The organism is Nitrospirillum iridis (assembly GCF_014205765.1).
Classification (GTDB): Bacteria; Pseudomonadota; Alphaproteobacteria; order Azospirillales; family Azospirillaceae; genus Nitrospirillum; species Nitrospirillum iridis.
This window is the reverse complement of record NZ_JACIIZ010000002.1, coordinates 232034-252443: the sequence shown is the minus strand read 5'-3', so window position 1 is coordinate 252443 and position 20410 is coordinate 232034. Positions and strand designations below refer to the sequence as shown.

Sequence of the window (20410 nt, the reverse complement as noted above, 5' to 3'; positions counted from 1 at the left end):
TTCCGTGAAGGCCTGAAAGACTCCAGGCGCTCATATGGATGATCGCATCATGCCTCAGTGGGCGGCCGGCTCACGGAAGGTGCCGCTGGCCTGCATGGCCAGCCACAGCACGCTGGCATAGGCCGCCGTCGATTGGTCGATGGTGGGGCGGTCGATCCGCTCCAGCGTGTCCTCGGCGGTGTGGTGGATGTCGAAATAGGTGGTGGCGTCCAGCGATAGTTCCGCCACCGGCATGCCGGCCTTGGCCATGGGGCCGAGGTCGGAGCTTTCCCCCTCTTCGTCATCGCGGCCATGGACCACCCGCAAAGGCTGCAAAGCGTTGGCGATGACGGCCTGCGCCGCCGCCGCGTTGGCGTTGCCCTTCATCTTGAACTGCCACACCGGCCCGATGCCGAGGTCGGCCTCGGTGCCCAGCACATAGCGGCCGGCCTCCGCCGCGTGCGCCTTGCCATAGGCGATGGCGCCATAGGTGCCCTCCTCCTCCGCCGCGAACAGCACGACGCGCAGGGTGCGCTTCGGCTTTTCCGGCAGGCCCTTGATCAGCTTGGCGGAGGCGAGCGCGATGGCGACGCCGGCGCCGTCATCGATGGCGCCGGTACCCAGGTCCCAGCTATCCAGATGCGCGCCCATCAGCACGATCTCATCGGGCTTTTCCGTGCCCTTCAGGTCACCCACCACGCTGTAGGTGGTGATGGGATCCTGCGGCCCCACGTCCAGCACCAGCTTCATCTTCACCGGGCCCTTGTTATCCGGTCCCGGGGCCAACAGGCGGTCCAGCTGACCGGCATCGATGGTCGACACGGCGCCGGCCGGGATCTTGGGCACCCCGTCCTCATACCGCATCATGCCGGTATGGGGCGTGCGGTGGGCGTCGGTGCCGACGGAGCGGATGAGCACGGCGACCGCGCCCTTCCTGGCCGCGACCACGGCGCCGCCCAGGCGCATGGCCACCGCCTCGCCATAGCCGCTGCCGTCCTGGGTGCGGGCCATGGGCAAGGCGATATAGGCGATCTTGCCGGCCAGCGAGCCATCGGGTGTTGCCTTCAAATCCGCCAAGTTGGCGAAGCGCACCACCTCGGCCTCGATCCCCTCCGGTCCCGTGCCGACGGAGGCGCCCAGCGCCGTCACGGCCACAGGCTGCGGCAAGGGGGCGATGATGCTGGCGCGTTCCAGGCCCCGGCGCCAGCCCGGCATGGGCACGGCCTCGGTGTGGACGTCCTGCAAGCCCATGTCCTTCATGGTCTTGACCGCCCAGGCCACGGCCGCCGCGTCGTTGGGGGTACCGGGCAGGCGCGGCCCCACCTGGGTGGTGAGCGATTCCACCACCTCATACGCGCCACTGCCGGCCAAGGCCCGCTTCTGCAACTCCTTGACGCTGGTCAGCGCCGAGGCGGGAATGGTGGCCGCCCCACTGTCCGCCCGCGCCGCCGTGGCCAGCAGGCCGCCCAGGATACCCCCACCCAGGATACCCAACGCCATCGCCGTCTTGCTCTTCAATCCAAACACGCCCGCCTCTCCCATCATCGGCTCGTTCCGGGAGGCCCCCGCCACCATTCCGGCCCGCTATTGCAGGCAAACTGCCATGGCACGGCCCCGAAGCGCCACCCCGCACTTGTCACGATGACATCGGATTGCTGGAGGTTTGGTCCGCCGCCTCTAAAGACTGGGCTCCAGCACCGGGGGCGTCTCGCTGGGCTGAAAGGCGCCCAGCTCGATATGGATGCGCGTGCCAGCTCCGGGCAGGCTGTCCAGGGTGAGTTCGCCGCGCAAGGGCCCGGTCACCAGATTGTGGACGATGTGCAGCCCCAGGCCCGATCCACCGGCCCCCTGCTTGGTGGTGAAGAAGGGTTCGAACGCCTGGGCCGCCAGGTCGGGCGTCATGCCGCGCCCATTGTCGGACACCGTGACGGCGGCGCGGCCCGCCGGCGTACGCGATACCACGATATGGATGGCCGGCGCCGCCACGCCATCGAAGGCGTGGACCACGGCATTCTGCACCAAATTGGTCAGCACTTGGGCCAATTGTCCCGGCCGGGTGGGGACGATCAGGCCCAGGGGGCCCTCCACCGTGGCCATCACGCCGTGGCCCTTGAGCAGCGGCTCCAGGCTCACCAGGGTTTCGCGCAAATATTCCGTCAGGGCGACGGCCCGGACCCGCTCGCTGACCTGGTCGACGGAAAGCTGCTTGAAGCTCTGCACCAGGTCAGCGGCGCGACGCAGGTTGCGGTTCAAGATCTCGCACTCGTCCCGCGCCTGGGTCAGGAATTCGTCAAGGTCGCCGCGGCGCAGGCGTTTCTCCGCCACGGCGCCGGCCAGCGTGGCGACCTCGCCTTGCAACTGCGAGCCGATGGTGACCGAAACGCCCAGCGGCGTGTTGATCTCATGCGCCACCACCGCCACCAGATTGCCCAGCGAGGCCAGTTTCTCCTGCTGCACCAGGCGGGTCAGGGCGTTTTCCAGATTGGCCAGGGTTTGCGCCGTTTCCTCGCGCGCCTGCTCCACCTCGCGGAAAGCGGCGGCGTTGGTGATGGCCACCGCGGCGAAGGCGGCCATGGAACGCAGCGCCTCGACATGCCGGGGCAGGGCCGCCTCCGGCCGGCTGATGCGCACCTCCACCACGCCCAGGCGACGCCCCCCCACGCGCAGGGGCGCGTACAGCAGCGTGCCATCGGGGCTGCTGCTGGTCGACGCGCCCGCCACGGCCCGCTGGTACAGTGGGTCCTCCGCCGGAAGCGGCCCCAGCCTCGCGTCCACCACGTCCGATACGCCCCCCGCGTAGACGAGGGTCAGGGGGGCGGCCTCGGTCTCGCCGAACACCGCCACGCGCAAGGACGCGGCCGGCATAAGCTCCGCCACATGGGCATGCAAGGCGCGGCAGATGGCTTCCCGCTCCAAGGAGGCTGACAAGTCGCGGCCGGCATCGCCCACCCGGCGCAGGGTGGCCGCCGATGCCGCCAGGTCCGCCGTGCGGGCGTCCACCAGTTGCTCAAGTTCCCGCTGACGGCGGCGATGCCAGGCCAGCCTACCCCAGAACGACAGCGCCACGGCGCCGATGACCGTAGCAGCGGCCAGGATACGGAACCACCATGTCTGGTACCAGGCGGGCAGCACCGTCACCGGCAGCGACAGGGTTTCGGGATTCCACCGTCCATCCTTGTTGCTGCCCCGGACCAGCAGGCGGTACCGGCCCGGTGCCAGGTTGGTATAGACGGCGCGGCGGCGCTGCGCGTCCTTTTCCATCCAGCCGGCGTCGAAGCCTTCCAGCATGACCGCATAGCGGTTGCGATCCGGGGCGGAGAAGTCCAGGGCGGTGAATTCCACCTCGAAACCACGATCGCCGGGATGCAGGATCAGCGGCACGCCGTCGATGGCGGCGGGCGGCACGCTCTGCCCGCCCACGCGAACGTCCGTCACCGCCAGGGGCGGGGCAAAGCGCCAGTCGGTGATGTCATTGGGCGACACCACCGTCATGCCGCCGTCGCCCGCGAACAGCAGCATGCCGTCCGGCGTCACCGCCGAGGCGTTCTCCCAATAGCGGCGGATCAGGGCGTTCTCCGCCGACCCCAGGACGCGCACGGCCAACGTGGCCACGTCGATACGGACCAGTTCGTCCGCCGTGGTGGCCCAGACATGGTCCTGGCCATCGAAGGTCAGGTTGTTGATGCGCAGGCTGGGCAGGCCGTTTTCCCGATCCAGCACGCGGAAGCGCGGCTTGCCGCCGCTGTCGCGCCCGTCCAGGATGGCGATGCCGCCCTGGGCGGTGCCCACCCACAGGCGGCCTTGGCCGTCCTCCGCCAGGCTGTTGATATAGTCGTGGGGCAGCGAGCCGGGATCGCTCTTGTCATGGGCCAGCCGCTCGACCGAGCCGGTGGTCGGATCCAGCCGGTTCAGGCCATGCTCGGTCCCCGCCCACACGGCGCCGGTGTGGTCCACCGCCAGGGCGATGATACGGTCGTCCACCAGACTGCCGGCGTTGGCCGTCTCATGGTGATACAGCGTTTTGGCGCCGTCGGCGTCGATCCGCACCAGCCCTGAAAAGGTGGCGACCCACGTGACCGGCCCGGCGGTGACCACGCGGGAGATGTAGGGATAAGGGTTGGCGGTGGGCAGGGTCTCGCGTTCAACGGCGCCCGTCGCCTCCCCCACGCGATAGAGGCCGCGCGGCGTGCCGGCCCACAGCAGACCCGGGGCGCCGTCACCGCCGACGCGGCGGGCCATGGCCAGCACGTCCAGTTGCGGCAGGCTGTGGGCCGGGTCGGCCTGCGGACCGCCGGCCAGGATGCGGCGCACCTGGCGCGTGGCCGGATCGAACGCCACCACCGCGCCGTCGCCACCCAGCCACAGCGTTCCCTGCGGCGCCACCGCCACGCTCTTGATCGCGGGCAGGTCGCCCAGCGGCGGGCGGCCGTTTCCGGTGAACAGGGTGACCAAGGCGGCGTTGGTCGGATTGTGCACGTCCAGGCCGGAATCGCCGCCGGTCCAGATCAGGCCGGACCGGTCTTTCAGGATGGCCCGCAGAGCGTTGCTGGACAGGGTGGCGGGAATGTCGGGCTCATGGCGGATGGTGTGGTAGACGCCCCGGGCGATATCCACCTCGGCGATGCCATTGCCCAGCGTGGCCACCCACAGGATTCCGGGGCGCACCTCCACCGCGCCCCGCATGGTCACAGCGGACAGCGGCGGCTCCCCCTCCCCCTGGGGCTGGATGACGGTCAGCGACTGGTCCGTCGGGTCATAGACGCCCAGGCCGCTGCGGTCGCCCCCCAGCCACAGGCGGCCATCGGCCCCTTCCTCGATCTGCCAGACGCTGTCGGCCAACAGGGCGGCGGCGCCAGGGGTGGGATTGGCGACGGGTGGCGGCGCGAAGCGGGTGCCACCCGCCGGCCGCATCACCAGCCCCTTGGCCGTACCGGCCCACAGCGCCCCCGACCGGTCCTGATGAACGGTGAACACCGTGCTGTGCGGCAGCGCGTCGCCATCCGCGTCGCCGCCCTTGGCCTTGGCCTCGGCCCCGGAACCCTGGGATCCCACACCGCCATGACGGAACCGCTCCATCACCCGTCCGTCGCCGGACAGGTGATCCAGGCCGCCACGGGTAGCCACCCAAACGCCCCCGTTACCGTCGTCACTGATGTCATAGACCGTCGCGGCGCTGACCCCGGCCGGGCCGGGGGCGATGGTGCGGAACCGCTCCGTCACCGGGTCATAGAGGGCCAGTCCGCCCACATGCGTCCCCACCCACAACCGGCCCAGGGGATCGACATGCAGCGCGCGGATGACGCCATCCGGCAGGGATCCCGGCACGGCGGGATCCGGTTGGAACACCCGCATGTGATAGCCGTCGAAACGGGCGAGGCCGTTGGTGGTGCCGATCCAGACGAAACCGCGCTGATCCTGCGCTAGGGAAAAGATGGTGTCGCTGGGCAACCCCCGCCCGCGGTCGATATGTTCGAACGCCGTCTGTCCCAAGGCCTGCCAGCGCGCGGATTCCGCCCGCGCCGCGCCGATGGACCCGCCAAAGGGGCCGAGGGCCGCCAGCCACAGCACAACAAGGAAGGACACCACGCGCATCAGCACAACCACCAGGGTGACGGCAATCGCCGGAGTCACCAGGAGGGGTGGTCCGAACAATCTTGGATTTTATAGGAAAGCCGATGGCGCGCCACAAAATCAGCACACATCCTCCCCATCCGGCGTAGGCCGTCCGGCGGAAAGGGGGCTGGGCGGCGGCGGGGAACGGGCCTATTGTGGTGCCAAGACAGGCCGCAAGCTGACAGCGCGCCTACTGCGCCCCCAAACCGGCAGACCATCGATGAGCGTCCAAGACATGTCCGCGACCGATACCGCTCCCGCCCTCCGCATCCTGGTCGCGGAAGACAACCGGGTGAATCGGGACCTGATCCTGGCCGTGTTGCGCCGCCTGGGCTATGAGGCCACGGGTGCCGCCGACGGGGCGGAAGCCATAACCCTGTTCGATGCCGCGGTCGAAACGCCCTTCGACCTGGTGCTTCTGGACCTGAACATGCCGGGCGTCGGCGGGGCGGAGGCGGCCAGCGTCCTGCACACCCGGCCCGCGCCGACCGGCCATGCCCGCCCCGTGCCCCTGGTCCTGATGACGGCGGAAACCGACGTCATCGACCACCTGACCACGGGCATGTTCTCCGGCTACGTCGCCAAGCCCGTGGTGTGGAACGACCTGGACTCCCTGATCAAGCGCCTGACCAGCATGGGCTGAGTCAGCCGGGCGGCCAGGCGGCGTCCACCGCCCGGCGCCATTCGCGGGCCATCAGGCCATGGCCGGCGTAGGTGGGATGGATACCGTCCCACGACCAATGATCGGCCGGCGCCTTGCGGCAGGCCTCGTCAAACGCCTCCTGATAGCGGATCAGCGGCAGGTGATATTTGGCGGCGAGATCGGCGACCACCGCCTGGCGCAGCTTGACCTGCGCCCGCTTGGCCGGGTAATCGGCCTGGTAGTCGCCCGCTGGCAGCAGGAAGGGCTGGCCCAGGATGATGCGGGTGCCCGGCAGTTGGGCCTGCGTCTGCTGGATCAGCCGCTCGTAGGTCCGGGCGTAATCCTCGACGGTTTCACCCTTGCCGTGGAAGGTGTCGTTCACCCCCACCAGGATGCTGAGCAGGTCGGGCTTCAGGTCGATGACGTCGGCCTGCCAGCGCGCGGCCAGATCCGTCACCGTGTTGCCGCTGATGCCCCGGTTGAGGAAGGTCAGACGGCGTTCCGGGTACTGGGCGCCCACCTCGGCGGCGATGATGTAGTCATAATCCTGCCCCATGGTGTGGTTCAGGTCATTGCCGGGCTGGCGGCCGCCCTCGGTGATGGAATCGCCCTGGAACAAGATGACCGCGTGGGGGCGGAGCGCCGCGAGCTCTTCCGCACCCGCGGTGCCCATCACCAAGCCCGCTGCCACGCCGCAGCCGACCATCCGCCACATCCCGCGCCGCATGCCAACGCCCCTTCCCGTCCTCACGTTTCCCCCCAAAACAGAATGGGCCCCCGGGAGATGTCCAGGGGCCCATTCGTTTCGAGCACTGGCCGGTGGAGGCTGCTTAGTTCACCAGCTCCGGCACCTTCTCCTCCGGCTTTTCCGGCTGGGCCGGGCGGGTGACGCCGCCGGCGACATAGTCGAAGGCCAGGGCCTCGTCCTTGACGGTGACACGGACGGCCCCACCCTTCACCAGCTTGCCGAACAGCAGTTCCTCGGCCAGGGGCTTCTTGATGTATTCCTGGATGGTGCGGCCCAGGGGGCGCGCGCCGTAAAGCGGATCATAGCCCTTGGTCACCAGCCATTCGCGGGCTTCGTCGGTCAATTCGATGGTGACGCCGCGGTCGCTCAGCTGCGCCTCCAACTCCATGACGAACTTGTCAACCACACGACCGATGATTTCCGGCGACAGTCCGGCGAAGCCGATGATGGCGTCCAGGCGGTTGCGGAATTCCGGTGTGAACAGGCGATTGATCGCCTCCTCATCCTCACCCGCCCGCTTTTCACGACCGAAGCCGAAGGCGGGCTTGGCCAAGTCGGACGCGCCGGCGTTGGTGGTCATGATCAGGATGACGTTGCGGAAGTCGACCGTCTTGCCGTTATGGTCGGTCAGCTTGCCGTGGTCCATCACCTGCAGCAGGATGTTGTAGAGATCCGGGTGCGCCTTCTCGATCTCGTCCAGCAGCAGCACGCAGTGCGGATGCTGGTCGATGGCGTCCGTCAGCAGGCCACCCTGGTCGAAGCCGACATAGCCCGGGGGCGCGCCGATCAGGCGGCTGACCGTGTGCCGCTCCATGTATTCCGACATGTCGAAGCGGGTGAGTTCGATGCCCAGGGTGCGCGACAACTGGCGCGCCACCTCGGTCTTGCCCACGCCGGTCGGGCCGGAGAACAGGTAGTTGCCGATGGGCTTTTCCGGATCGCGCAGGCCGGCCCGCGCCAGCTTGATGGCGCTGACCAGGGTGTCGATGGCCTTGTCCTGGCCGAACACCATGGTCTTCAGGTCGCGTTCCAGGTTCAGCAGCACCTCGCGGTCGTCGCGGCTGACGCTTTTCGGCGGGATGCGGGCGATCTTGGCCACCACCGCCTCCACGTCCTTGACCTGGATGGTCTTCTTGCGCTTGCCCACGGGCAGCAGCATCTGCGCCGCCCCCACCTCGTCGATGATGTCGATGGCCTTGTCCGGCAGCTTGCGGTCGCCGATGTACTTGGCCGACAGCTCCACCGCCGAGCGGATGGCCTCGCGGGTGTAGCGGACGTTGTGGTGCTTCTCGTAGTAGCTCTTGATCCCTTCCAGGATCTTGACGGCGTCGTCCAGCGAGGGCTCGTTGACGTCGATCTTCTGGAAGCGTCGGACCAGCGCGCGGTCCTTCTCGAAGTAGCTGCGGTATTCCTTGTAGGTGGTGGAGCCGATGCAGCGCAGGGCGCCACTGGCCAGGGCCGGCTTCAGCAGGTTGCTGGCGTCCATGGCCCCGCCCGAGGTGGCGCCGGCGCCGATGACGGTGTGGATCTCGTCGATGAACAGGACGGAGCCCTCGACCGCCTCCAGCTCCGACAGCACGCTCTTCAGCCGTTCCTCGAAATCGCCGCGATAGCGGGTGCCGGCCAGCAGCGCGCCCATGTCCAGCGCGAAGATGGTGGCGTTCTGCAGCACCTCCGGCACCTCGCCATGGACGATGCGGCGGGCGAGGCCCTCGGCGATGGCGGTCTTGCCCACGCCCGGGTCGCCGACATACAGCGGGTTGTTCTTGGAGCGGCGGCAGAGGATCTGGATGGTGCGGTCAACCTCCTGCGCGCGGCCGATCAAGGGATCGATCTTGCCGCTGAGCGCCTTCTTGTTGAGGTTGACGCAATAGGCCTCCAAGGCCTCAGTGCCCTTCTTGGGCGCCTTCTCGCTGGCGGGCGGCTCCTCCTCGGAGCCGCTGACGCGCTTGCTCTCAGACCGGCCAGGGGACTTGGCGATGCCGTGGGAGATGTAGTTGACGGCGTCGAAGCGCGTCATCTCCTGCTCCTGCAGGAAATAGACGGCATGGCTTTCCCGCTCGGAGAACAGGGCCACCAGGACATTGGCGCCCGTCACCTCTTCCCGGCCGGAACTCTGCACATGGATGGCGGCGCGCTGCAGGACGCGCTGGAACCCGGCGGTGGGCTTCGCGTCCTCGGACCGGCTGGAGATGAGGTTGCTCAACTCGTTGTCCAGGTACTCGCCCAATTCCACGCGCAGCTTATCCACCGACACGCCACAAGCGCGCAGCACGGCCAGGGCATCCTGGTCTTCGGTCAGCGCCAGCAGAAGGTGTTCCAGGGTCGCGTACTCATGCCGACGCTCATTGGCGTAAGCTAGGGCCCGGTGCAGCGTCTGCTCGAGATTACGCGAGAGCATGCCTACTAATCCTTCTCCAAGGTGCATTGCAGAGGATGCTGGTTCTGGCGCGCGAAATCCATCACCTGGGTGACTTTCGTTTCCGCCACCTCGTAGGTGAACACGCCGCACACCCCCACGCCGCGGCGGTGGACATGCAGCATGATCCGCGTCGCCTCCTCCCGGTTTTTCGAGAAGAAACGCTCCAGGATGTGAACGACGAACTCCATGGGAGTGTAGTCGTCGTTCAGCATCAAGACCTTGTACATGGAGGGCTTTTTCGTCTTGGGTTTGGCCTTGACCACGACACCGGTGTTGGTGCCGTCGCCGCCAGTGCCGCCCTCATTTCCCTGACTGTCGAACTCCGTCATGGCCTTCCAGGTACGTGTCTCTCGGGGTGGTGATCCCAGGAATAATATGAGATCGCGGGCGGCCGTTGGAAGACCCCTGGTAATCTTATTCATGCCAGGGGCGCGAATAACGCACCGAAATCACCACGCGGCGGCCTGGGACGGGCCCGGACTCCGGGCAAAATAAAACCCGGCGGGCCCGCTCGGGCGCCGCCGGGTTCATCATCATCCATAACAATCCGGCGTCACCCTCCGGAATTGGCCGCCGGGGGCGGCCAACCCTCCGGTCACGCGGCCAGGCGCGGCTTGCCGAACTTGGTCACCACCGCGTTGACGCGGGCGGAGATCGGCTCGATCGCCTCGTTGGCCAGCTTCACCGACAGCTCGGAGGTCTTGGTGGCCTCGCTGATCAGGGTGTCGAAGCTGGCCTTGGCGAACTCGGACTGCAGGTCCACCGCTTCGCGCAGGGTCTTCACCGCCAGCAGGGCCTTGGTGGCCGACACGCTGCTTTCCAGCGAGGACTGGGCGTAGGCGACGAACGACTTGGAGAGGTTCTCCAGGCCCTTGGCCAGGACGGTGGAGGAAAGGACGAGGGCGTCGACCGTTTCCTTGTTGAAGGAGGTCAGCTCCTCGTACGCCTGGAAGGCCTTCTTGCTGGCCTTCTCGACCTGCTCCTTGGTCAAGGCGACGGCCTGCTCATAATTCTTGGTCACGGCGTCCTGGGCGGCGGCGACGGTGGTCTCGGCGGCGTCCTTGACGGCGGCGGTGGTTTCGACCGTGGCGTCGGCGACAACCTTCTTCGCGCGCGTGGTCGTGGTGGGGGCAGTATTCGTGGTGGTCATGATAAATGCTCCTTCCAATGATCTCTGATGATCCATCGGCCGCCCGATGCGGCCCGTACCCGGGTCAGGCAAACCGGCATCGGCCGGGTGGCGTGCCTGCGCGCAAGCGGCCCGTAACGGCACCGCCATGTTGCATCGCAGCACGGTCCCATAATTGGGCCCGGCGAGCCGGCTTGTCAACCTACTTTTGTGCACCGCAAAAATAACGTCACATGGACTTTTGGGACGGCCTACCAGGGTAATTCGCTCCGAACCGGCTTGGAACGGCGCCAAATAGGCCCACAATGTCGGAGCACCGCCCCCAAAGGGGTGATTTTATATTGCGATGCAATATATCATATGAATTAACGGGACGCCCCTGCGGGGTAGGCCGACCGGGTCGGCGCACCCCGCCTTGATCGCCGGCTGATCATGTAAAACCACCAGTGCTGGTTGCGGCCCACTCGTACGGGTCCTCGCCCTTAACCGTATTTTCAATACTGGACAGCGATTCATCGTGCCTTTACTTTGATCATCGTCGGCAACGCGGCATGGCGGAGGGGCAGTTCACCGTGACCCATTGGAAGCGCATATTTCTGGGCGGCGGGCGCACGCGCTGGGCCGTGCTGGCTTTACTTGCGTGCTGGGCGTTCACCCCCGTCGCCGCCCACGCCAAATACGCCGCCATCGTGGTCGACGCCGAAACCGGCCAAGTGCTGCATTCCGCCGGCGCGGACACGCAGAACTATCCGGCGTCGCTGACCAAGATGATGACGCTGTACCTGCTGTTCGACGCGCTGGATGCCGGCAAGGTCACGCTGGACACGCCCTTCAAGGTGTCGGCCCATGCCTCGGCCCAGGCGCCCAGCAAGCTGGGCCTGGACCCGGGTGAAACCATCCGGGTGCGCGACGCCATCCTGGCCCTGGTCACGAAATCGGCCAACGACGTGGCGGTGACGGTGGCGGAGAATTTGGGCGGCAGCGAGCCGCGCTTCGCCCAGTTGATGACCGCCAAGGCCCACGCCTTGGGCATGAGCCGCACCACCTTCCGCAACGCGTCCGGCCTGCCCAACGCCGGACAGAAGACGACGGCGCGCGACCTGGCCCGCCTGGCCCAGGCGCTGATCCACGACCACGCCAAGCAGTACGCCTATTTCAAGACGGAGAGTTTCACCTACAACGGTGAGACGATGGCCAACCACAACCATCTCATGTCCCGCTACCCGGGCATGGATGGCATCAAGACCGGCTTCATCAACGCCTCGGGCTTCAACCTGGTGGGGTCCGCCGTGCATGACGGCCGCCGCCTGATCGCCGTGGTCATGGGCGGCAGCAGCGCGGTCTGGCGCGACAACCGCATGGCCGATCTGCTGGATGAAGCCTTCGACACCAAGCCCGGCGCCCTCCTGACGGCCGAGGCGCCCATCCGTGCGCCGAACGGCCGCGCCGCCGTGCAGGTGGCCAGCAACGACACCGCCACCGACAACAGCGCGTCGGAAGGCGACGAGGATGAGGCCGACGAGGCGCCGCGCCCGGCCCAGCCCAGGGCCACCCCCGGCGTCCGGCTGGCCAGCGCCGCCGGCAAGGCCGCCAAGGCCGTCGGCAAGGCGGCGGAAAGCGTGGCCGACCACACCCTGCTGGCTGCCCCGGCGGAAGCCGCCCCGGCCGTGGCCGCCGCGCCCAAGGCCAAGGCCGTGCCGGCGGGCTGGAGCATCCAGGTCGGCGCCTATAACGACCGTGCCGCCACCCAGGCCGCCATCGCCCGGGCCACGCAAAAGGCGAAGGGCATGCTGAACGCCGCCGTCCCGGATGTGCAAGCGTCAGGCGCGCGCCTTTACCGCGCCCGCCTGGCGGGATTGAGTGAGAAGACGGCCCGCGCCGCCTGCACCCAGCTGAAGCGTCAGGGCCAGGACTGCATCGCCATCGCCCCCGGCGCCGGCTGATCTTCCCGCTTGCCCATGCCGCCATCAGCGACGGGGGGTGACGCCATCGCCACCGCATCCCCCCTCCCCGCATCGCTTCTCTCGCTGGCGCGCCAGCGGCGGGAGCCGTGGTGGTCCTTCCTGGCCGGCCTCGCCATCGTCGTGCTGGGCGCCATCGCCATCGCCATCGTGCTGGTGAAGGCGCCGCAGTGGCTGCGCCTGGAACCAGCGCTGAAGCGCAGTGAGGCGCTGCGCACCATCGTCGACCTGCTGCTGATGCTGGGCAGCGTGGCCGCCGCGCTGCTGCCCCTGATGCTGGCCTTGCGCTGGCTGCACGGGCGGCCCCTGCGCAGCGTCCTCTCCCCCACGCCCGGCCTGGATGTGGGGCTGGCGCTGCGCTCGGCCCTGCTATGGGGTGGACTGGTGCTGTCGACCGTCACCATCGGCGGCCTGATCGACGTCGCCCATGGGGAGCCGTTCGCCCCCGGTGGCCAGCCCTGGCGCCAAGTGCTGGCCTTCGCCGCCGCCACGGCCTGGATGGTGCTGCTGCAGGTGACGGCGGAAGAGGCGCTGTTCCGCGGCTATATCAGCCAAGGGCTCTATGCCGTGACCGGCAACGCCTGGGCCACCGCCCTGCCCGTGGCCGTGCTGTTCGCCGGCCTGCACACCCAGTCCTGGAGCAACGGGGTGTGGGACCAACGCGCGCTCTATTTCATCATCTCGCTGCTGCTGTCCGCCGTGACGGCCCGGGCCGGCCGGCTTGAGGCCGCCATCGGCATCCATCTGGGCCAGAACCTCACCGCCATCTATGTCATGGGCGTGCTGGGCCCGCCCTTCCCCTCCCTGCTGGGCGTCGGCGCCCCAGAGGGCAAACCGGCAGGCGTGGAGGACGTGGCGGTGGTCCTGGCCACCATGGCCGTGGTCTGCGGCCTCTACTGGTACCTGGGCGTGCGGCGGAGGTGGGTGGTGCGGCGGCCAACGGCGGGATGACCCACTACTACCCCCACAGGCTTTCCCGCTCCTGAACGCGTTCGCCTGGCCCTCGCAGGCTGGTCCGCCGCCGTGGTGGAAACGGTGACGATGCGGTTCATGGTGGCGCCGACGATGGGGCACGTAGGCCCGCCACATCGTGCCGCTGCACGGCGCGGTGCTATCCGGCGGCGCTGCGCTTATTTGCTGGACTTGGGCCCGCCCTACGCCCAAGGGCGGGGCACAATCCAAGGATGAAGCGGTGGCCCGGATCCTGATAGACTATAGCCACAAGGGAACCCCACAGTGATCGTGCCCATCCCCACCAATGCTGGTGCCCCGACCGACAGCGGTCCCTTGCCTCCGCCAGCGATTCCGCACACGGTCAGCCATATGGACAACGGGATCGTCTGGTTGTTGACCCAGTCACCCCTGATGGCGGAGCAGGTTCGCATCTATCGTGAGGGCACCCAACCCATTGGCGTCGTCACCTGGGCCTACCGGTCGAAAGAGGCGGAAGCTCGCCTGACCACGGGCGGCCGCCCCCAGGTGGCTGACTGGAAGACCAACGACCGTTGCTTGATTATCGCCCTGGCGGCTCCCACCACCAGGGCGGAAAGCCTCCTGGCTCCCCGCATACCGGACGACTTGCGCAAGACGGTGTTGAAGGGCAATACAGTCAAGCTGCAGCAGGTCGATTTTAACGGCAACGAAAATAAAGACGAATTGCGCTGCGTGAATTAGAACTATAAATTAGGAGATAGCAATGGCTCTGCCAGAGGAATTTTCAGAGATTGATAAAGAAAATGGAATCACAATCTCATGCATGGGGTCGGTAAGGGATGAAGAAAGAAGCGGTGAAACCATATTCATTTACAAATACTCGTCCAATAATATGCTTGCTTGGTTTTCTATTTTGCTTTCAGACAAACAAAGCGAGAAATATGGCGCCTGCATTTTTGAAAAGAGATTGTTTTGGCAAGACGAGAATGGATTTCAGAACGAGGGGTTCTCTGACTGGAGCGGCGTTCTCGAGAATTTCAGAAAGTACCTAAGTGTTAATGGATTCTATCCCCTCAGGAAGATTGAAATAGACGCATCAAGAGTTTTTATATCAATATAGATATTCATTTATAGAATGATTTTCTATGCTTAAATAAACACACCCCACATAAATATTTTCTCTTTTGATAATTAAAATTTAGGCCTAACACACCCATCCTCTGCCTGGCGCCTATGAAAAAGCCGCGCTCCAGCGGATCGCGGCCGTCTCTTCACTCACTCAAGTGATGGCTCAACGGCATCGGCGTAAACGCCTTCCCCATGAACACGCTCAAGGGATCAAGGCGGTAGTCGGCGAACGGACCGCAACGCACAAAGCCGGCGCGGGCGTACAGCCCCAAGGCCTCATGGTTCGACACCCCCGTCTCCAGCCGAAGCGTCTCGACACCGGCTCCCCGCGCCTGCGCCTCCAATGCCGCCAGCAAAGTCTTGGACGCCCCTCGCCCACGCGCCGCAGGCACCACCCACATGGCCTTCAGTTCCGCCCACCGTCCGTTCAGCACCACCGCCCCCGTGGCGACAGCGCGGCCCTCCGCATCACGTCCCACCAGGAAGCGGACATTGGCGGCCCGAAAGTCCTCAATGGACAGGTGGTGGTTGCTCTCGGCCAGATAAAGGCTGGCGGAATAGGCCTCCCCGCGCACCAGCAAGTCCCTGATCTCAGGCTGAGACGGATCTTCAACAGAGACGCTCAGACGCACCGGCCCCTCCAACGGACAACGGGCCGCGCCCGAAAGGACGCGGCCCGTTCACCCCAACTCAGGAAGCCACCACTCAGAAGCCGTCGGGCGCCGCGATGCCGCTCTGGCTCAGCTGGTCGCGGATGCTGCCCTTCAGGCGTTCCAGGCCGGCCTCGCTGAAGGCCTCGGCGCGGGCCACCAGCACGTCCTGGGTGTTGGACGCGCGCAGCAGCCACCAGCCGTCCACCGTCTTCACCCGCACGCCGTCGATGTCGTTGACCTCGATGCCGTCGCCCGCCAGGGCCTTGGCGCGGGCCACGATCTCCTCCACCGCCTTGAACTTGCGCTCCTCATCCACCTGGAAGCGGACTTCCGGGGTGTTGAACACCGGCGGCAGCACAGACTTCAGCTCGGCCAGGCTGCCCTTGCGGCTGACCAGACCGGCCAGGCGCACGCCGCAGTAGGGCGCGTCGTCGAAGCCGTAATACTTGTCGGCGAAGAAGATGTGGCCGCTCATCTCACCGGCCAGGGGCGAGCCGGTCTCGGCCATCTTGGCCTTCAGCAGGCTATGGCCGGTCTTCCACATCAGGGGCTTGCCGCCGTTCTTGGCGATGTCATCGTACAGCGTCTGGCTGGACTTGACGTCGGCGATGATGGTGGCGCCGGGATGGGTCTTCAGCACGTCGGCGGCGTAGATGGCCAGCAGCTGGTCGCCCCAGACGATCCCGCCCTGCGCGTCCACGGCGCCGATGCGGTCGCCGTCGCCGTCGAAGCCGATGCCGATGTCCGCCTTGTTGGCGGCCACGGCGTGGATCAGGTCTTCCAGGTTCTCCGGCACCGTCGGGTCGGGATGGTGGTTGGGGAAGGTGCCGTCCACCTCCTCGAACAGCAGGATGTGCTTGCCCGGCAGCTTGTCGGTCAGGCGGCGCAGGATGTGGCCCACCGCACCGTTGCCGGCATCCCAGACGATGGTCAGGTCGCGGGTGCCGTCATAGTCGCCGGCCAGGCGGCTGATGTAATCCTCGCTGACGTCCAGCTGGCGGGACGAGCCGACGCCCGTCTCCAGGTCGCCGCCGTGGACCAGGCGGCCGATCTCCTGGATCTGCTCGCCATAGACCGGGCCCTTGCCCAGCATCATCTTGAAGCCGTTGTAGTCCGGCGGGTTGTGCGAGCCGGTGATCATCACGCCGGCGTCCAGTTCCAGGTGCCGTACGGTGAAGTAGAGCATGGGCGTGGGGCCGAGGCCGATGCGCACCACCTCCAGGCCGGTGGACATCAGGCCCTCGACGCAGGCCTGCTCCAGCTCCGGCGAGGACAGGCGGCCGTCGTAGCCGATGGCCACGCGGGTGCCGCCGGCCCGCACCACGATGGTGCCGAAGCCTTGGCCGATGGCTCGGGCATCGTCCGGGCCCAGGGTCTTGCCGATGACGCCGCGGATGTCGTACTCGCGCAGCACCGTGGGGTGGAACCGATGAATAGCGGTCATGACTGCACCTGCTCCCTTGCTGCTTGGAATTATTGGCGCGCCGACCGGCCGGATGGCCGGCCAATGGACCGGTAGAGGAAACCGGCGGCGCTCATGTCTTCAGGATTGTAGACGTTGCGGAGGTCGACCAGAACCGGCGTCTTCATGGAGCGGCGCACCCGGTCCAGGTCCAGCGCGCGGAACTCGTTCCATTCCGTGAGGATGGCCAGGACATCCGCGTCCTGGGTGGCGGCATAGGCGTCGGCGCACCAGGACACCCCCGGCAACATCCGCTCCGCCTCGTGCATGCCGGCGGGATCGTAGGCCTGGACGATGGCGCCCAGACGTTGCAGTTCCGGAATGATGTCCAGGGACGGCGCGTCGCGCATGTCATCGGTGTTGGGCTTGAAGGTCACGCCCAGGATGCCGACGCGCTTGCCCTCGACACTGCCGCCGGCGGCCTCCACGATGCGGATCGCCATGGCCTTCTTGCGCTTGTCGTTGATGTCGATGACCGTCTCGACGATGCGCAGCGGCGCGCCGACGTCGGCGGCGGTGCGGGCCAGGGCCAGCGTGTCCTTGGGGAAGCACGACCCGCCATAGCCGGGCCCGGCGTGCAGGAACTTGCGGCCGATGCGACCGTCCAGGCCGATGCCCTTGGCCACGTCATGGACGTTGGCGCCCACCTTCTCGCACAGATCCGCCACCTCGTTGATGAAGGTGATCTTGGTGGCGAGGAAGGTGTTGGCCGCGTACTTGATCAGCTCCGACGTTTCCAGGCTGGTCATGACGATGGGCGTCTCAATCAGGTACAGCGGGCGGTACAGCGCCTTCATCACCGCCTGCGCCCGCTCCGATTCGGCGCCGATGACCACGCGGTCCGGCCGCATGAAGTCGCCAATGGCGGCCCCCTCGCGCAGGAACTCGGGGTTGGAGCAGACGTCGAACTCCAGGCCCGGCCGGGTTTCGCCGATGATGCGCGCCACCTCGCGGCCGGTGCCCACCGGCACGGTCGACTTGGTCACGATCACCGTGTAGCGGTCGGCGTCCAACGCGCGGGCCACTTCCTGGGCGGCGGCATAGACATAGGACAGGTCGGCATGGCCGTCCCCCCGGCGCGACGGTGTGCCGACGGCGATGAACACGGCGTCCACGCCCTTGACCGCGCTGGCGAGATCGGTGGTGAAGGACAGGCGGCCCGCCTTGGCGTTCTTGGCCACCAGATCGTCCAGGCCCGGCTCGAAGATCGGGATCTCACCCCGGTTCAGGCGCTCGATCTTGCCGGCATCCTTGTCGACGCAGACCGTGGTCACGCCGAATTCGGAAAAACAGGCGCCAGAGACCAAGCCGACGTAGCCCGTTCCGATCACCGCGATGCGCATACCCATCCCCTATAGTCACGACGTCCCGGCGTCCCGGGCCCGGTATGGTCCGTGTGGACGCACCACATGGATAGGGCATCGGGATCAGGGGCGGCACCGGTATTTACGCCGGACCGCCCCTTATTTAAGGCGACACCATCGTATCGCGCATGTGACCTTTTAGGGTCCTTCCCACTTTAATTGAAGCCGCAAAAGCAGCCCAAGCCCTCGGTTGCGTCCGCGGCCTCGGTTCAGGCCGCCCGCCCCGTCACCCCTGGAGCATTTCCTTCAGGGCGGCGCGCACCTTGTCCGCCATGTCGGGCCGCGCCAGGGCGTAGGCCGCGTTCGCCAAGACGAAACCCAGCTTGTCGCCGCAATCGAAGCGCTTGCCTTCGAAGCGGAAACCATGGAAGGGCTGCTGGCCGATCAGCTTGGCCATGGCGTCGGTCAGTTGGATTTCGCCGCCGGCCCCCTTCTCGAACCGCTCCAAGTGCTGGAAGATCTCGGGCTGCAGGATGTAGCGCCCCTGGATGGACAGGGTGGACGGCGCGGTCGCGGGGTCCGGCTTTTCCACCAGGCCCTTCACCTCGGCCAGGCGACCATCGTCCGCGCCGATGTCCAGGATGCCGTACTTGTTGGTCTGCTCGCGCGGGACCTCGAACACCGACAGCAGGTTGCCGCCGACCTGGGCATAGGCGTCCATCATCTGCGCCAGGCAGGGCCGGTCGCCCAGCACCTGTTCGTCAGGCAGCAGCACGGCGAAGGGCTCATCGCCAATGAATTCGCGCGCGCACCACACGGCGTGGCCCAGGCCCAGCGGCTCGGACTGGCGGACATAGGCGATCTTGCCGCTGTCGATCTGGATGTCCTCGATCATCTTGAGGATATCCAGCTTGCCCCGGTTCTTGAGCGTCTGGTTCAGTTCGTAATTCAGGTCGAAATGATCCTCCAGCGGGGTCTTGCCCCGGCTGGTGACGAAACAGAACATCTCGATCCCGGCCGCCTTGGCCTCATCCACCGCGTGCTGGATCAACGGCTTGTCGGCCAGCGGCAGCATTTCCTTCGGTATGGCCTTGGTCGCCGGCAGGAACCGCGTGCCCAGACCGGCAACCGGAAACACAGCTTTACGTACGCGCTTGACCATGACCGACCCCTGGAGTTCAAGCCCCGCATTATCGGGGGATTATTGGAAATTGGTGTGCGGGTCGCCCCCCGAGTCCGGGCAGCCCCCTGCATTCTGGCCCTTCTGCCACAACGGTAACAGGGCACGCAATCAGGCTGACGAGACTTTCTGACGCTTTCGTGGCAAGAAAAACCGCCATTCCTGGGGATGGCGGCCTATATCCATACCTATGCCCATGGTCGGGCCCCGGCGCCCTTTGGTTGGATCAATCGCCTGCCCAAACGATAACTTTCGCCTCAATCGCGCCTAAATCCGTTGCTTAAATCAACCGACCCAAGTCAAATCAGGGTGACAGGGCCAGGCCGAGTTTGTAGTAGTTTAGCTTAAAGTCCGCGTTTCAATATTCCCGCAGCGGGACTGTTCATCCAGCCACCGATGGTTTCTGCCCCCGGGTGTATGATAAAGCTGCCGACGGCGCGCGTACGCAGGTAAACAACATAGTCGTCTGGGTTCACTGGCAACCTTGGTTCCCTACTACCTCTGAACGAGAGTCGGACATGAACATCCTGATCGGTGATGACCACCTGCTGTTCCGCGAAGGCCTATGCCGGCTGCTGACGCAACTGAGCGCCGACGCCACCTTCACGGAGGCCGGTACCTTCAACGAGGCGCTGGACTACGCGCAGGGCGAACAGGAATTCGACCTCATCCTGCTGGACCTGCAGATGCCCAACTGGCCGGGGTTCGCCGGCATCCAGGAAATCTGCGAGATTCAGGCTGGTACGCCGGTGGTGATCATCTCCGCGTCCGAAAGCCAGTCGGACGTGCGTGCGGCGCTGGACGCTGGCGCCTCGGGCTACATTCCGAAGTCCTCCAGCGTGAAGATCATGCTGAGCGCCCTGAACCTGGTGTTTTCCGGTGGCATCTACGTGCCCCCGGCCGCCATCCACGGCGACACCACGGCGCCGAGCAGCGCCACCACCTCGGCGTCCGGCGGCGGCGGCGGCAATTCACCGTCCCTGACCCAGCGTCAGCGCGACGTCCTGCGCTGCCTGCGCGAAGGCAAATCCAACAAGCAGATCGCCTATGAGCTGGGCTTGTCGGAGGGGACGGTTAAAATCCACGTCACCGCCGTCATGCGGTCACTGGGTGTGCGCAACCGCACGCAGGCGGTTATTGCATCGGCCGATATTCTGCCCTAAGACCCCGGTTCGCGTTTTACTCCCTTTCCCGACGTGCCGACATGACCGGTCATCCGGATGGAACCAACGCCCCGGCGAGCGCAGCTCCCGGG

The 20410-nt window shown here is 66.4% G+C and carries 16 protein-coding genes; 6 read left to right on the top strand and 10 right to left on the bottom strand.

Features of this window, described 5'->3' with window-relative positions; genetic code table 11:
* Positions 1-54: 54 nt before the first annotated feature.
* Positions 55-1506: a M28 family peptidase gene (locus FHS74_RS04135; protein ID WP_184797737.1), complete on the bottom strand. Its 1452-nt coding sequence runs from the start codon at positions 1504-1506 to the stop codon at positions 55-57.
* 150 nt (positions 1507-1656) lie between these two features.
* Positions 1657-5610: a two-component regulator propeller domain-containing protein gene (locus tag FHS74_RS04130; RefSeq protein ID WP_184797735.1), complete on the bottom strand. Its 3954-nt coding sequence runs from the start codon at positions 5608-5610 to the stop codon at positions 1657-1659.
* Positions 5611-5827: 217 nt separating this feature from the next.
* Between FHS74_RS04130 and FHS74_RS04125 the strand changes: the two genes are divergently transcribed.
* Positions 5828-6235: a response regulator gene (locus tag FHS74_RS04125; protein WP_184797733.1), complete on the top strand. Its 408-nt coding sequence runs from the start codon at positions 5828-5830 to the stop codon at positions 6233-6235.
* A 1-nt stretch (position 6236) separates the two neighbouring features.
* On the opposite strand, the gene FHS74_RS04120 is transcribed toward FHS74_RS04125, so the two are convergent.
* From FHS74_RS04120 to FHS74_RS04105, 4 genes are all read right to left on the bottom strand, one after another.
* The gene (locus FHS74_RS04120; RefSeq protein WP_184797731.1) at positions 6237-6962 is read right to left on the bottom strand and encodes an SGNH/GDSL hydrolase family protein; all 726 of its coding nucleotides are present in this window, start codon (positions 6960-6962) and stop codon (positions 6237-6239) included.
* 103 nt (positions 6963-7065) lie between these two features.
* The gene (gene clpA / locus FHS74_RS04115; RefSeq protein WP_184797729.1) at positions 7066-9384 is read right to left on the bottom strand and encodes an ATP-dependent Clp protease ATP-binding subunit ClpA; all 2319 of its coding nucleotides are present in this window, start codon (positions 9382-9384) and stop codon (positions 7066-7068) included.
* 5 nt (positions 9385-9389) lie between these two features.
* Positions 9390-9734, bottom strand: a complete 345-nt coding sequence (gene clpS, locus FHS74_RS04110) for an ATP-dependent Clp protease adapter ClpS (RefSeq protein WP_040843733.1) — start codon at positions 9732-9734, stop codon at positions 9390-9392.
* Between the two features lie 266 nt (positions 9735-10000).
* Complete coding sequence (locus tag FHS74_RS04105; protein ID WP_184797727.1) at positions 10001-10555, bottom strand: phasin family protein; 555 nt, start codon at positions 10553-10555, stop codon at positions 10001-10003.
* A gap of 530 nt (positions 10556-11085) precedes the next feature.
* Between FHS74_RS04105 and FHS74_RS30880 the strand changes: the two genes are divergently transcribed.
* The 4 genes from FHS74_RS30880 (at position 11086) to FHS74_RS04085 (ending at position 14548) form a co-directional block, all read left to right on the top strand.
* Positions 11086-12477 carry a D-alanyl-D-alanine carboxypeptidase family protein gene (locus FHS74_RS30880; RefSeq protein ID WP_184797725.1) on the top strand — a complete coding sequence of 464 codons (1392 nt, stop codon included), beginning with the start codon at positions 11086-11088 and terminating at the stop codon, positions 12475-12477.
* A 15-nt stretch (positions 12478-12492) separates the two neighbouring features.
* Positions 12493-13446, top strand: coding sequence for a CPBP family intramembrane glutamic endopeptidase (locus FHS74_RS04095; RefSeq protein ID WP_184797723.1), 954 nt, complete (start codon positions 12493-12495; stop codon positions 13444-13446).
* A 285-nt stretch (positions 13447-13731) separates the two neighbouring features.
* The gene (locus tag FHS74_RS04090) at positions 13732-14169 is read left to right on the top strand and encodes a toxin-activating lysine-acyltransferase (RefSeq protein ID WP_184797721.1); all 438 of its coding nucleotides are present in this window, start codon (positions 13732-13734) and stop codon (positions 14167-14169) included.
* Positions 14170-14191: 22 nt separating this feature from the next.
* Positions 14192-14548: a hypothetical protein gene (locus FHS74_RS04085; protein WP_184797719.1), complete on the top strand. Its 357-nt coding sequence runs from the start codon at positions 14192-14194 to the stop codon at positions 14546-14548.
* A 151-nt stretch (positions 14549-14699) separates the two neighbouring features.
* Here FHS74_RS04085 and FHS74_RS04080 read toward each other — a convergent pair whose 3' ends face one another.
* From FHS74_RS04080 to galU, 4 genes are all read right to left on the bottom strand, one after another.
* On the bottom strand, positions 14700-15131 hold the full coding sequence (locus FHS74_RS04080) for a GNAT family N-acetyltransferase (protein WP_343066860.1): 432 nt from the start codon (positions 15129-15131) through the stop codon (positions 14700-14702).
* A gap of 130 nt (positions 15132-15261) precedes the next feature.
* Positions 15262-16653 carry a phosphoglucomutase/phosphomannomutase PgmG gene (gene pgmG, locus FHS74_RS04075; RefSeq protein WP_184797714.1) on the bottom strand — a complete coding sequence of 464 codons (1392 nt, stop codon included), beginning with the start codon at positions 16651-16653 and terminating at the stop codon, positions 15262-15264.
* A gap of 29 nt (positions 16654-16682) precedes the next feature.
* Positions 16683-18014 (bottom strand): UDP-glucose dehydrogenase family protein, encoded by a 1332-nt coding sequence (locus FHS74_RS04070; protein WP_184797712.1) that lies wholly within the window; start codon positions 18012-18014, stop codon positions 16683-16685.
* Positions 18015-18261: 247 nt separating this feature from the next.
* Positions 18262-19137, bottom strand: a complete 876-nt coding sequence (galU, locus tag FHS74_RS04065; RefSeq protein WP_184797711.1) for a UTP--glucose-1-phosphate uridylyltransferase GalU — start codon at positions 19135-19137, stop codon at positions 18262-18264.
* A gap of 536 nt (positions 19138-19673) precedes the next feature.
* On the opposite strand from galU, the gene FHS74_RS04060 reads away from it, so the two are divergent.
* Positions 19674-20318 (top strand): LuxR C-terminal-related transcriptional regulator, encoded by a 645-nt coding sequence (locus FHS74_RS04060; protein ID WP_184797709.1) that lies wholly within the window; start codon positions 19674-19676, stop codon positions 20316-20318.
* Positions 20319-20410 lie beyond the last annotated feature (92 nt).